Source organism: Exiguobacterium artemiae 255-15 (genome assembly GCF_000019905.1).
GTDB lineage: Bacteria > Bacillota > Bacilli > Exiguobacteriales > Exiguobacteriaceae > Exiguobacterium_A > Exiguobacterium_A artemiae.
On sequence record NC_010556.1, the window covers coordinates 2,762,295 to 2,775,761 of the forward strand.

Here is a 13,467-nt window from a genome sequence, read left to right on the forward strand (position 1 = left end):
ATACCAACTGGAGGCGATACCCGTGTCATCCGCTCGACTGCCTTTTGGCTTAAAAATTTCATTCGGACTGATTTTGTTCGTCATCATGTTCTGGCTGTCGATGACCTTTGGTGCGGCCGATACGACCGTCCGTGAAGTCTGGAACGCCTTGACGTTCGGTCCGCTTAACGATAAAGCAAAAATCATTCAGGAAATCCGTCTGCCGCGTGAACTGGCAGCGATTCTCGTCGGTGCCGCCCTCGGCATCTCAGGAGCAATCATGCAGGCAATGACCCGTAATCCGCTCGCTGACCCCGGCCTGCTCGGTTTGACGGCCGGTGCCAACGCGGCACTCGCCTTAGCCATCGTTCTCCTGCCCGGCATTAACTACTACGGCATCATGCTTGCTTGTTTCCTCGGGGCAGCTCTTGGTGCGGCACTTGTCTTCGCGATCGGTGCTTCCCGAAAAGGCGGCTTCTCCCCGCTCCGGATCGTTCTCGCCGGATCTGCGATTTCCGCTTTCCTGTATGCGATCGCGGAAGGTATCGGGATTTACTTTAAGATTGCCCAGGATGTTTCGCAGTGGACGTCAGGCGGTCTCGTCGGGACGACGTGGGGACAGTTGCAGGCCATCACGCCGGTCATCCTGATCGGAACCGTCATTGCCCTGATTTTCTCACGCCAGTTGACGATTCTCAGTCTGTCGGAAGAAGTGGCTCTTGGTCTTGGTCAGAATATCATCCGGATTAAAGCCGTCCTTTACGTAGTTATCATTCTCCTGGCCGGGGCCGCCGTCGCGTTGGTCGGCAACATGGCCTTCATCGGTCTGATGATTCCGCATATCGTCCGCGCCATCGTCGGCACCGATTACCGGTTTATTCTGCCGATGACGGCTGTCTTCGGAGCGACGTTCATGCTGCTCGCCGATACGATCGGCCGGACGCTGTTCGCACCGTACGAGACACCGGTCATTGCCATCGTCTCGATGCTCGGACTGCCGTTCTTCTTATTGATTGTCCGTAAAGGAGGCCACGCATTCTCATGATGGAAACCCGTTTACGCCGTCGTCAACGCTTGATCTTTTTATTATTAAGTCTGTTACTGCTCGGCACGATTGTTGTCAGCATCGGTCTTGGTCCGGCGTCCGTCTCCTACGACCGTCTGTTACCGACACTGTTTGGTCAGGGCTCCTTTAAAGAAGACTTTGTCCTGTTCTCGCTCCGTCTGCCGCGGATTATCATCACGTTACTTGCCGGAATGGCACTCGCCTTGTCCGGTTCGATTTTGCAGGGCATCACCCGAAATGAACTGGCCGACCCCGGAATCATCGGCATCAATACGGGAGCCGGGGTCGCGGTTGCGATTTTCTTCCTCTACTTTCCGGTAGATGTCGGCTCATTCATCTACGGATTGCCGGTTGCTGCATTCTTAGGTGCTTTAGTGACGGCCGTGGCCATTTATGCGCTGTCGTATGACCGGAATCGCGGCTTGCAACCAATCCGGTTGATTTTGACCGGTGTCGGCTTCTCAATGGCGTTGTCCGGCATCATGGTCATTCTAATTTCATCGACGAAACGCGAAAAGGTCGACTTCATCGCCAAATGGCTCGCCGGTAACATTTGGGGAACGGACTGGACGTTCGTCTATGCTTTACTGCCTTGGTTGATCGTCCTGATTCCGTTTACGCTCTATAAAGCGAATAAGCTCAATCTGCTCGCCTTAAACGAACCGGTTGCGATCGGCGTCGGCGTATCGATTGAAAAGGAACGGATTCAGCTGTTGCTGACGGCTGTCGCACTCGCGGCATCCGCCGTCTCTGTCACCGGCGGGATTTCCTTCATCGGTTTGATGGCGCCGCACATCGCACGGGCGCTCGTCGGTCCCCGCCATCAATGGTTCCTGCCGATTGCTTTATTGATCGGCGGTTGGCTGCTTGTCTTGGCGGATACGATTGGACGCAACATTGCCGGTCCGGACGGCGTGCCTGCCGGAATCGTCGTTGCGCTGATCGGCGCTCCGTACTTTATCTATCTCCTTCTGAAAAAGTAAGAACACTGATCAACCAATAAGAAATGATTTTTGGTTTCACTCGCTTTCCTCAGGCGAGACACAAGCCAGTTTTCCTGCCCATTTGAGCAGGAAAGCGGGTCTTGTTTGTCTCTGACAGCGCAAGTTACCTTGCGCTTTCTCTTGCAGGAGTCTCGTGAATCAAATCATTTCTTTAAAAACACAATAGCAGCGAGAGGGATTTCAACTTCCCCTCGCTGCTATTGTGTTTTACGTATCGTTTTATTAGATCATTCAATATTTTACCCGCCGCGCTTCTCTTTCCGCGAGAATCAGCTCGCGTTCTGATAAATGCGTCGGATCGAGTCGTTTGATCCGGGAATCGACGAGACGGTCGAGTGACAAGACAGATAGTAAAAAGACCAGAATCGGTCCAATCAGCGTTGGTCGCGACACATACGGAATCAAGAACTGGGACGCCACGACAAGTAGAAGCTCCGTAATCGTAATGACGATGTACGGCAACCCGAGATGATCCCAGACTTCCATCCGGTCAAATCGTTTCGTGAAATAACGGTACTTCAACAAGCGGACCGTCCATTGGTAGCCGAGGACAGGAAGCAGTAAAAAGTAATGCATTGAGGTTTCGGCGAAGTTTAGATCATCTGCCAGAAACAAAAAGACGACCAAGACGAGTAGAAAAAATACCGTTTGAACACGCCGGGCACGTTTCGTGAAGCGCAAATAATCAAGTGTTCGTTGCTGTGTACTCTCTTCCATAACATGCTCCCCTCTCTACCGAATCAACCTCTTTTCCGGTACTGTTCGATTTCCCGCATCGTCACGAAAGCAGGATCAAGCTGTTTTGCTATCGTGTTCAATCGAGAGACGTATACCGTAATTGCGAACACCCAGAACAGAATCAGGGCGAAAGAAATACCTGAATATCCTGGGAAAACATAACCAGAATACATTAAAAACATCGGCACAAAATACCCAATCATTGAAGCCCGACCGATCTTTAAAACGGTCTGTTCATATAAATCAGTTTCCAAACGTCGCTTTAAAATCCGCAGACGCATGATTTCGCGGACGACGCCTGCGAGACAAAGTACCGTAACTGCAAATAACGTAAACAGTCCCGTTTTCCAAAAATCTGGAATGAACCAGCCGATTAAGGCAAATACTAAAACCGGAACCGGAATCAGATGTTGAAGTTTTTTAAGCGGCGGTCCAAGCAAATTTAACCGTGTATTTTTTTCAAGCAGTGTATTCATTTGATGTTAGCTCCTATTTCATACATTTTTGTATACTTCCTGATCACTGACAAAATCCGGATCATCACGTAGTTGCAGTTTCTTGAATGTCCATTCACACACTGCATACAGCGGAATCAGAATGAGCATCAGGCTAAGCCACATCTGCCAAAATGGGCGTTCCATCGTCGCTACCATTAGGACGACGAAAATCGTATACAGAATCACTTGATAGATGATCCCAAAACGCCACTGTTTGGTTGCCAACTCTTCTCCGATATACGATTCAAGAATCTGACGTTTTTTGAATTGATAACGAAGATTCGAGGCGAGAAAAGCTGCCGGAAATAATAGACTGAACAAAACCGAGTCAAACACAGTTATTAAAATTCCGACAAGCATCAACAATAAGAACGTCCACACCCATTTTTTTCCTAAGAAGTCCTTTTCCATATAAGCCAGCGTCAATTCATGTAACCGTTCGTCCCGTGCCGTACGCATGATGTTCTCTCCTTTAGCTGTCATTCTTCCAAGTACTTCACGTGCTTATGCACTTCCTGATCACTGACGAAGTCGGGATCGCCTGACCGGGCCATTTTTTTAAACAACCAATCAGTCGCAAAATAAATCGAAGCGAGAATCAGTATGACCCAAAACGTCATTTTCCATAAGGACAGATCACTCGTTTCAAGTATCACCATGAGCAATGAGCCGTATAACACAATCTGAATGCCGAGCCACAGCATCGATTGTGTCATAATCTGATCTTTAGAGAGATACCGTTCTAAAATCCTGCGTTTTTCTAGCTGAAACGGAAGTTCAAAAATCAGATAGACAAGCGGCAACAGACCCAAATAAAGGGCGGAATCCATCGTTTCCGACAAAATGCCGAGCGTCGCCGCCACGGCAGCCATCAGCCAGCCGTTTTTTTGAAGCTGACTCTTGTCGATATAGGCAAGTGTCAGTTCATGTAACCGTTCGTCCTTTGCCGTTTGCATCTGACTTTCCTCCTTCATCCCTGCTGGATTTCTGTTTCACTGATATAAGTCGGATCAATCTGTTTGGAACGGTACGTCAAGAAACGCCGGCAAAGCCAGTAAAACGGGATGACGCCAAGACACAGTCCGAGCAAAAAGACCGTGCTCGAACGATTAGCCGTGAGAACAATCAACGCAGCCAGCGCTCCGTATTGAAGCAGGCCGACGCCGACATGAAGACGGAACAGACGGTCTGCTGATCTTTGGGAGGTGTGACGGGCAACGATTTGAAAACGTCGCCGTTGCATGATTATGTCATAAGCGAAATATAAAATCGGAATGATCAAAGCAAGGACAGGTTGTTCCATCAGGTTACTGGCAAACAAGAAGAGTGCCAAGACGCCCCACAGTTTAGCGGTCGTCCGTTGATGCATGTGTTGATAAAGTTCCTGTAATTCCGTCTGTTGTCCTGTCACAGCATTCATTGCAACACGTTCCTCTCCATCATTTCTTAATGTAATATACTTACATTTTACCAATTATGTTTCAAAAAAAAGAAACTTCTAAAAAGAAGTTTCTAGACCGAGACCTGAATGATTAGATAGATGACACTGTATGCAACGATGGCTAACGGAATCATCGCGACACCGATCAACCAACCGTTCTTATCGCGAATTCCGAGATACAGAACCAGACAGCCGACGATGAAAGCAATGAGTGTAGTAAATGGATTCATACGAGTTCCCCCTCAAAAAATAACCTATAAAGAAATTTCCCCTTCCCTCAACTTGATAAACACGGAAACCGTTTCGGAAGACGTTCCGATTCATTCATTCTGTGACAAAACAAAAAACAGTGTCGCTTCCGGCAGACATCCACCGGAACCAACACTGTCTTCCACTTCTTATTTCTTCGTGATGACGACTTGCTTCTCGACGACATGGCCACCGAGGTCTTTTAATTTCAAGTTGTAGACGTTTTTACCTTTTTTCAAGGTAATAGTCTTATTGATCGTTTTCTTGAACGCACGCATTTCGTACGGTTCTTTGAACGAACGGCGGTATTCGGCGTTACCGTTCAGATCAAAGCGTAACTCATCGTAGTTATCGCGCAGGACAATCGTCATCTTCGCTGTTTTCGTTTTGCTTGAAACCGTTTTTGGTGCTGTCACGCGGATTGTCGGACGCTCCGAGTCGATGATGACTTGACGGCTGAAGGCAACACGATTGCCTTTTCCATCATAGGCTTCGACTTTAAACGACTTCACACCATCTGTCGTATACGTGATGTCATGGTTGAATGCATAGTGTTGTTGAACCGCATCCCAGCGTAATTTAACGGCTTTTCCGTTGATTTTGAATGATTTGATGCCGGACTCATCCGCGACGTTTCCTGAAACCGTCACTTGTTGTGATGTCGTTAAGCCGAGTGCTTCCGGTGTATCGATCTGGACACTCGGAACGGCTTTATCGACACCTGAAGTGTTGACGTTTTTCTTCACGCTGTTGCCCGCATAATCCGTTACGACGAACGTGACTTTTGCACGGCTTGGCAGATCCGTCAGCGTGTAGTTTTTAGCAGATGGCGCAAGCGGCTGTTTCAAGACACTTTTTCCGTCGACCAGGATATCGAATGAAGCGACACCTGTTCCTTGGTCACCGGCTGTCCAAGAAACTGCTTTTTTGTCAGCATCCCATTTAACGGTTGCTGCCGGAACTTTTGTATCAATGTAGATCGGGAATAACGCCGTCTGCCATTTCGCATTCGGATAATCGACGACTGATTTGACCTGATAGTAGTACAGACCATCTTTGGCTTTTGCACCGTTGACCGTTCCATCCCACGCCGCATTCGTCACCGGTGTATAACCGTCTTCCGATCCGCCGTCATAATAGTTTTTGATGACGTCTGACTGCGTTTCCAGTTTACGGAGTGTTGTTTTGTTGCGGTCAAGAATCGAGTACTCGACCTTTTTCGCGTTCCGTAAGAACGACAGGACCGGGAAGGCCTCATCGGCACTGCCGTCCCCGTTCGGTGAGAACGAGACTTTTTCTTTAACGACGTCGCCTGCAGCATTCGTTCCGAGGAAGTTGAAGTTATCCTTCACTTCTGTCGCAAGACCTGTGACGCCGTAGAACGTGTTTTCATCATACACCGGTGCATCGACGATTGGTGCTTTGTCCCATGCTCCTTTGAAGCCGACATACGGAACTGTCAACTCAGGATTTTTGCTCTTTGTATCGATCAGACGGACGAATCCTTCGACAAAGTAGCCGTTTTCGAAGATGGTTTCAAGCGGTACACCGTTTGCCCAATCGACTGTATCTTTTAAATCAACCGTAACGTTGACTTTTGTCGTGCTCTTCGCGTTAATCGCGACTGAACTTGCTTTCTTCGAGCCGACCGTGAAGGAAATCGGGAACGTGCCTTTATTGGCATCGACCGCATCAACTGTTCCTTTTTTAAAGATACCGTTCGCTTCCAGGAAATTTTGACCTTGGACGGCGAGATCCGATTGGACCGTTCCAGCCAGTTTGTACGTCAGTTTTTCATTGCTGTAGTTCTTCAAGTCGAGCGTAAAGCTGAACTTGTCGCCGACTTGTTTCAAGGCGGCTTTTCCTTCGCCCGATTTTGTTTCCGTTACGACGACCGGTGTTTTCATCGCCGCACGCAAGTCCATCAGACCCGCTCCTTCACGACGCGGAGAGTAATAGTTACCGGTTTTTGCTTCCGCATTGTATTTTCCTTTATCGAGTTGCGGACGAGACGTGTTCATCAAAATGGTCTTCGCGAGTTTAACACGTGTCGCCCCGCTGACTTTAAAGTCCTTATCGATCCGTTGCATGACGAGTGCTGTTCCGCCGGCAACGTGTGGTGCTGCCATCGAAGTCCCGCTCATGACGCCATATTCGTTGGCGTTGAGAGTGGAGTAGATTTTTCCGCCCGGTGCCGTGATTTCCGGTTTAAAATCAAGGTTCGGTGTCACACCCCATGATGTGAAATCAGACATTTCTCCGGCGACCGGGTTTGGTGTCGAGACCGCTTTCCCGTCAAACGTAACTGTCAACGCTTTACCTGCTTTTGCTTTCGCTTCGAGCTCGTTTCCGTCGGCAATGCTTAACGAGACGAGTGGAATCGTCGGTTTATTGAGCGCCATGCTGACGTAATCGCCGTGTTCGACACGACCGCGAACGATGACGCCGGCTGCTCCTTGTTTTTCAGCTTCCGCTTGAATCATCGCGTAGTTAAAGTTACCGTTTCGGACGACGAAGACGACTTTATCTTTGACGTCTTTGTCCGCATAGTTGGATTCACTGCCGTCACCAACATACACGACATCCATCTTCTCTTTATCAAAAACAGCAATCGGATTTGGTGAATCTTGTTTTTGGTAGGCCAGGTAACCGGCATCCTGTCCGTCAACCGTTAATGCCATACCTTCGAGTGTCAGCTGTGTGTTTTCAACAGACGCGACTTGCAGCGATTCGCTGATTAGTCCCGGCGAACCGACGACACCGACATCCGGATTCGATGCATATGGATTTCCGGCACCGCTTCCGGCAAATGCCGAGTTTCCGGCCGAAATCGCACATAAAATCCCGTTGTTCATCGCATTAACGATCGCTTTTTGTTCCGGATCATCTTTTTGGACGAACGAGGCCGTTGAACCAAGACTCATGTTGATGACATCTGCGCCGAGCGCAATCGCATCATCGATCGCTTTGATGTAGATATCACTGAATGTCGACGGCATCCCCGGATCATTGCCGAATACTTTCATCGCAAGCAGTTGTGTCTCCGGTGCCACCCCTTTGATCCCGCCGTTCGTTTCATCGCCGTTGGCACCAACCGTACCGGCAACGTGCATTCCGTGCATCGAAGCACCTGGTCCGAGGTCACGGATTTCACTGTCATGATCGGCATAGTTATAACCGTACGGGACTTTTTCCGTAAAGTAGTTTCCTTTTAATCCCTTTGAAGCTTTGAAGCCTTCGACTTTTGACGACGTCAAATCAACTTTTGTCTCCGGACTGAGGACCATGTCCTTGTGCGTCGGATCGATTCCCGTATCGATGACGGCAACGATGGTGCCTTCCCCTTTATAGCCATAGTCCTGCCATGTTTCTTTTGCATTGACCATGTCTTTACTGTGCAACATGTTTGGTGTCGCGCCTTTTTCGACTTCCGGACGCGCATACTCATGTGCGATATGTACGGCCTTGATGCCGCTTAACTTTTTCAACTCTTTGATTTCACCGTATTTAACTTCACCGCTGAACCCGTTCAGGACGGTCGTGAAGCTTTCTTTATAGGAAACAGCAATGTCTTTTTGGGCAATTGCTGCTTTGACTTCTTTTTGTTTATTGACGATTTGATTCTTGAGAATGATTTTTTCCGTATTGCTCAACGTGCTGTAACGTTTATTTTGTGCCTGCGCATGTTCAATCGCGGCTTTTTGATCGAGTTCGACGACAATCCGTACTTTTTCGTTTTGGCTGTATGACTTTTCCTGACCCGCTTTTTTCAGTGAGAGTGCTTGTGGCTTTTGTACATCCACTTTTTGTGATGACACGTGTCCCTCAGCATGAACTAGGCTGGAAGATGTCATGAGGGCTGCCGCCATAAGAGCAATCTTCTTTTTCTTCATTCTTTTTCCTCTTTTCCAAAAATGTAATGTGGCACAAAACATATTAAACGAAAATTCTGTATTTTTAGTTTAATCAACTTTTGCTTAATATACAATTTAAATTTGGAGTATTTTAAAAATAATTGTTGGTTTATGGTATATCAATCAGTTAACATCCTTCATTTACCTTTTTATCAAAAGAGACCGTTTTTCTGAAGACACAAAAAAAACCTTGGTTTCCCAAGGTTTCGGCAGGTAAAGCAATATGGAGACTATCGGGCTCGAACCGACGACCTTTTGGCTGCCAGCCAAACGCTCTCCCAGCTGAGCTAAGCCCCCGTGTGTTTCTATAATGAGTATACCCATTGCTGTTCATTTTTTCAATATAAAATTAGACCGCTTACAAAAAAATCTCCCTCACCTTACCGGCAAAGGAGAATCTTCCGTTATTTGTTCAGCTCACGCATCATATCCGCCTGTCGTTCGAGTTCAGCTTCCTGCTCGAGAATCAGGACTTTTTTATAGGTCCGTGCTGAAATCAGGATACTGATTTCATATAAAACGAACAACGGAACAGAAATCATCAAATGCGACGTAATGTCGGGCGGTGAGATCAACGCCGCAATCACGAACAACGCAAAATACGCATACTTCCGATTCTTCCGCATGAAGAACGGCGTCACGAGTCCGAGCCGTGTCAAAAACATCGTCACGACCGGTAACTGGAACAACAGACCGAACGGAATCGTCAACCGGATCAGAAAGCTGAAATAATTCTCGACTCCGATGACCTGTTCGATTCCGAGCTCTTGTCCGAGTTCTGTCGATACTTCGAGTAAAAACGGCAACAGCCAAAAATAAGAAAATGAAACACCCGCAAGGAATAAGAAAAACGTCACGGGAATATACGTCAACGTCGCTTTTTGTTCTTGGTCGTGCAGACCGGGACGGATGAATGCCCAAAGCTGATACATCCAAAACGGGGATGCCAAGACGATTGCGATGATGAACGCAAGATTCAGATATAACATCAGTGGATCAACAACGTTAAACGCATTCAGCCCAATTCCGAGTTCCTTTAAGTCGGCCTGTAAGAAACGGACGAGCGGCCGGACGAGCGGAAAGGCTGCGATAAACATGACCACTACAATGATGAGCGACCAGACGATCCGCTTACGCAGTTCATCTAAGTGCGATGTCACACTCTGTTCTTGATCGATCGCCATGATTCACTCACTTCTCTTTCGTTTCGTCCTTTTTGTCTTTATCATCATCCATGATGCCGTGTGTCGCACTCTTGAACTCTTTTAACGTCTGTCCGGCAGCGCGGCCGAGTTCCGGTAATTTCTTCGGTCCGAAGATGATGAGGGCGACGACACCGATCAAGGCGATGCTTCCTGGTCCAATGAATCCGACCGTTAACGGAATAAGGTTTTCCATTATGATTTCACTCCTTCAGCTGATTGCGAATAATGCTTCATGAAATAGACGAGCGACTGCAGCTCGATTGACAGATCGATGTGATGCACCCGGACATGGGCCGGTACATTCAACCGGGCCGGTGTAAAGTTCAGAATGCCGGTCACACCGTACTCAACTAACTCATCCGCCACTGACTGGGCGAACTGGGACGGTACCGTCAAGATGGCGACATCGACATGGTTCGCTTTGATTTGTTCTTTCATATCTGACACATGATAAATCGGAACGTCCTGCGTCGTTGTTCCGACCTTGTCCTCATCGGCGTCAAACGCGATGACGATACGAGTACTATTATTCTTTAAAAAGTTATAATTTGCAAACGCTGTTCCGAGATGTCCGACCCCGATTAAGGCGACATTCGTGACCTCGTCTTGGTTGAGTGTCTTTCGGAAAAATGTTAACAAATGTTGAACATTATAACCGTACCCTTTTTTCCCTAACGCCCCAAAGTAGGAAAAGTCACGACGGATCGTCGCGGAGTCGACTTTGACCGCTTCGCTGAGCTCTGCTGACGAGACGCGCAACTTGCCGGAATTATAAAGACTCTGGATAAAACGATAATATAACGGCAGCCGTTTCGCCGTTGCTTGTGGTATTTTTGTGTCTGGCCCATTCATACTGCAGTTCCCCCTTCGGCCACGTTCTGACGTGGCACCCAAATCAATGCAAAGAATTCTACTCCCCTTGATTGTAAACCACTTCACATAGAGTAACAAATATTATATTCGGCAGGATTTTTCGTGATAGACTAAAGGGTGGAAGGATGGATGGATATGATTCTCTTACAAGTAAACCAACTCTCAAAATCATTCGGCGTCGAGCCGATTTTAGACAATATTAAACTCGAAGTACAGGAACGGGACCGGATTGCCCTCGTCGGACGAAATGGTGCCGGAAAATCGACACTTTTAAAAATCATCGCCGGGGAGCTGTCACATGACTCGGGCGAGATCATGAAAAGCAAGGAAGTCCGGATCGGTTATCTCGCGCAGGACAGCGGACTCGAGTCGAACGAATCAATTTGGAACGAGATGCTGACTGTTTTTGAGCATCTGCAGGATCAGGAACGGGCACTTCGCCGGATGGAAATTGAAATGGGCATGGAACACATTTTAAATGATCCGGCCGCTTATGACCGTCTCCTTAAAACGTACGACCAGGCACAACACGACTTCTCGGAAGCCGGCGGCTATCAGTTCGAAGCCAATATCCGCTCCGTCTTACACGGGATGCGCTTTTATCCGGACGATTATTCCCGACGGATTCAGACGCTTTCCGGTGGACAGCGGACCCGGCTCGCCCTCGCGAAGATGTTGCTGCAGGCACCGGAACTGCTGATTCTCGATGAGCCGACCAACCACTTGGACATCGATACACTGTCCTGGCTTGAAAGTTACTTGTCCGGTTACCGCGGCGCTGTCCTGATCGTTTCCCATGACCGGTATTTCCTCGATCAAGTCGTCAACGTCGTCTATGAATTGTCCCGGAACGTCTCCCGGAAGTTTACCGGTAATTATACGAAGTATCTCGAACAAAAAGCGGCGCTCTACGAACAGGAAATGAAACAGTTCGAACAGCAACAGGAAGATATCGCGAAGATGCAGGATTTCATCCAGCGCAACATCGCCCGGGCAACGACAACAAAACGGGCGCAAAGCGTCCGCAAACGTCTTGAAAAGGTCGACCGGATCGACCGGCCGGACGGTGACGAACGTAGTACGGTTCTGTCATTCCCGATTGAAAAGCAGAGCGGCAATGATGTGCTGCAGGTCAACCAACTCGCAGTCGGCTATGAAGAAGCCGTCTCGAAAAACATCACGTTCCGTCTGCAACGCGCGGAATCACTGGCGCTCGTCGGACCAAACGGAATCGGCAAGTCGACACTACTGAAAGTGCTCGTCGGCCGTCTGAAACCGTTATTCGGAGACTACCGGTTCGGAACCGGTGTCTCAATCGGTTACTACGATCAGGAGCAGGCGGAACTGAATGACCGCAACCGGGTCATCGATGAAATTTGGAATGAATGGCCGTTGATGCGCGAACAGGAAGTCCGGTCTGTGCTTGGTCAGTTCCTCTTCAGCGGAGACGACGTCTTTAAGCTCGTCCATGAATTATCCGGCGGAGAACGCGGACGCCTGGCGCTCGCAAAACTGAAGTTACGCAAAACGAATCTGCTGGTCCTCGATGAGCCGACGAACCACTTGGATCTTGATTCGAAGATGGTCCTCGAGAATGCCCTCGTCGACTACGAAGGGACTCTGCTGTTCGTTTCCCACGACCGCTACTTCATTGACCGCGTCGCGACGCGTGTCATTGAAATGAGTTCAGACGGTGTGACCGATTACCTCGGTGACTACTCGTATTACATGGAGAAAAAAGCCGAGAAAGAAGAAATCGCCCGTCTTGAAGCGGAAGAAGCGAAAGCAATCAAAGTCGCGTCGACGAAGACGATTGACAAGGAAGCCCAAAAAGAAGCACGTAAGAAAAAACAGCAACTTGAACAGCTCGAGCAAGAGATCGAACGGTTGGAGAACCGGTCGGTTGAAATCGAACAGCTGTTGTGTGAACCGGAAGTCTTTAATGATATTCCGAAAGCGACCGCCCTGTCGGCAGAACGTGATCAGATCGACGTCGATCTGCTTGAGCTGATGGAACAGTGGGAGTCGTTCCACTGATGCGATCGAAAAGTTATCTGATCAATCTGATCCAAGGATTATTGTCCGGTGTCCTCTACTTCGTCCCGATGTATGCGGACTATGTCTCGGCTTTCATTCGTCCGGATGCGTTTAATGCCGTGTACCCGTTGTTCATCCTGATTTCCTGCATGATCGGACTTGTCATCCAAACGTGGAGCGGACTGTTCATCAGTTTATTGTCCGGTCTGATTTGTACGTTGTTGACGATTCAGTCGTTCGTCGAACTGAATGATCCAATGATCATCATGTATTACGGCGCTGTTTCACCACTGGTCGCTTTTTTGATCAGCTGTGTCGGAATCTGGGCACTTGCCGTCCTGTTTTATTTGCTCGACGGTTTTCAGTACAGCAAACGCCATAAAATGGAGTAAGTCACAAAAAAGACGAGAGAAGCAGATAGCGCATCTGCTTTCCTCGTCTTTTTTTGCGTGATATTCGCTGCC

At 48.4% G+C, this 13,467-nt stretch carries 14 protein-coding genes and 1 tRNA gene; 4 read left to right on the plus strand and 11 right to left on the minus strand.

The features are described 5' to 3' along the window. Window positions 1-16: 16 nt before the first annotated feature. A complete protein-coding gene (locus EXIG_RS14080) occupies window positions 17-1,024 on the plus strand; it encodes a FecCD family ABC transporter permease (RefSeq protein WP_041262054.1) in 1,008 nt (335 codons plus the stop codon). Continuing rightward, window positions 1,021-2,028, plus strand: coding sequence for a FecCD family ABC transporter permease (locus tag EXIG_RS14085; protein WP_012371639.1), 1,008 nt, complete (start codon window positions 1,021-1,023; stop codon window positions 2,026-2,028). Before EXIG_RS14080 ends, EXIG_RS14085 begins: the two co-directional genes overlap by 4 nt. Before the next feature lie 252 nt (window positions 2,029-2,280). Here the strand turns inward: EXIG_RS14085 and EXIG_RS14090 are convergent, their stop codons facing one another. From EXIG_RS14090 to EXIG_RS14140, 11 genes are all read right to left on the minus strand, one after another. Beyond that, a complete protein-coding gene (locus EXIG_RS14090; RefSeq protein WP_012371640.1) occupies window positions 2,281-2,766 on the minus strand; it encodes a hypothetical protein in 486 nt (161 codons plus the stop codon). A 23-nt stretch (window positions 2,767-2,789) separates the two neighbouring features. Beyond that, on the minus strand, window positions 2,790-3,263 hold the full coding sequence (locus EXIG_RS14095) for a hypothetical protein (protein WP_012371641.1): 474 nt from the start codon (window positions 3,261-3,263) through the stop codon (window positions 2,790-2,792). 18 nt (window positions 3,264-3,281) lie between these two features. Next, window positions 3,282-3,743: a hypothetical protein gene (locus tag EXIG_RS14100; protein WP_012371642.1), complete on the minus strand. Its 462-nt coding sequence runs from the start codon at window positions 3,741-3,743 to the stop codon at window positions 3,282-3,284. A gap of 20 nt (window positions 3,744-3,763) precedes the next feature. Continuing rightward, window positions 3,764-4,240, minus strand: coding sequence for a hypothetical protein (locus tag EXIG_RS14105; protein WP_012371643.1), 477 nt, complete (start codon window positions 4,238-4,240; stop codon window positions 3,764-3,766). Window positions 4,241-4,254: 14 nt separating this feature from the next. Further along, window positions 4,255-4,704, minus strand: coding sequence for a hypothetical protein (locus tag EXIG_RS14110; RefSeq protein WP_012371644.1), 450 nt, complete (start codon window positions 4,702-4,704; stop codon window positions 4,255-4,257). 92 nt (window positions 4,705-4,796) lie between these two features. Then, a complete protein-coding gene (locus EXIG_RS15980) occupies window positions 4,797-4,955 on the minus strand; it encodes a hypothetical protein (RefSeq protein WP_012371645.1) in 159 nt (52 codons plus the stop codon). A 168-nt stretch (window positions 4,956-5,123) separates the two neighbouring features. Next, complete coding sequence (locus EXIG_RS14120; RefSeq protein ID WP_012371646.1) at window positions 5,124-8,867, minus strand: S8 family serine peptidase; 3,744 nt, start codon at window positions 8,865-8,867, stop codon at window positions 5,124-5,126. Between the two features lie 245 nt (window positions 8,868-9,112). Then, a tRNA-Ala gene (locus EXIG_RS14125) sits at window positions 9,113-9,185 on the minus strand. Between the two features lie 107 nt (window positions 9,186-9,292). After that, window positions 9,293-10,072 (minus strand): twin-arginine translocase subunit TatC, encoded by a 780-nt coding sequence (gene tatC / locus EXIG_RS14130; protein WP_012371647.1) that lies wholly within the window; start codon window positions 10,070-10,072, stop codon window positions 9,293-9,295. A 7-nt stretch (window positions 10,073-10,079) separates the two neighbouring features. After that, a complete protein-coding gene (locus EXIG_RS14135; RefSeq protein WP_012371648.1) occupies window positions 10,080-10,286 on the minus strand; it encodes a twin-arginine translocase TatA/TatE family subunit in 207 nt (68 codons plus the stop codon). Next, window positions 10,286-10,945, minus strand: coding sequence for a redox-sensing transcriptional repressor Rex (locus tag EXIG_RS14140; protein WP_012371649.1), 660 nt, complete (start codon window positions 10,943-10,945; stop codon window positions 10,286-10,288). Before EXIG_RS14140 ends, EXIG_RS14135 begins: the two co-directional genes overlap by 1 nt. Window positions 10,946-11,101: 156 nt before the next feature. Between EXIG_RS14140 and EXIG_RS14145 the strand changes: the two genes are divergently transcribed. Next, on the plus strand, window positions 11,102-13,003 hold the full coding sequence (locus tag EXIG_RS14145) for an ABC-F family ATP-binding cassette domain-containing protein (protein WP_012371650.1): 1,902 nt from the start codon (window positions 11,102-11,104) through the stop codon (window positions 13,001-13,003). After that, window positions 13,003-13,395, plus strand: coding sequence for a hypothetical protein (locus EXIG_RS15640; protein WP_012371651.1), 393 nt, complete (start codon window positions 13,003-13,005; stop codon window positions 13,393-13,395). The genes EXIG_RS14145 and EXIG_RS15640 overlap by 1 nt, the downstream gene beginning before the upstream one ends. The last annotated feature ends 72 nt before the right edge of the window (window positions 13,396-13,467 follow it).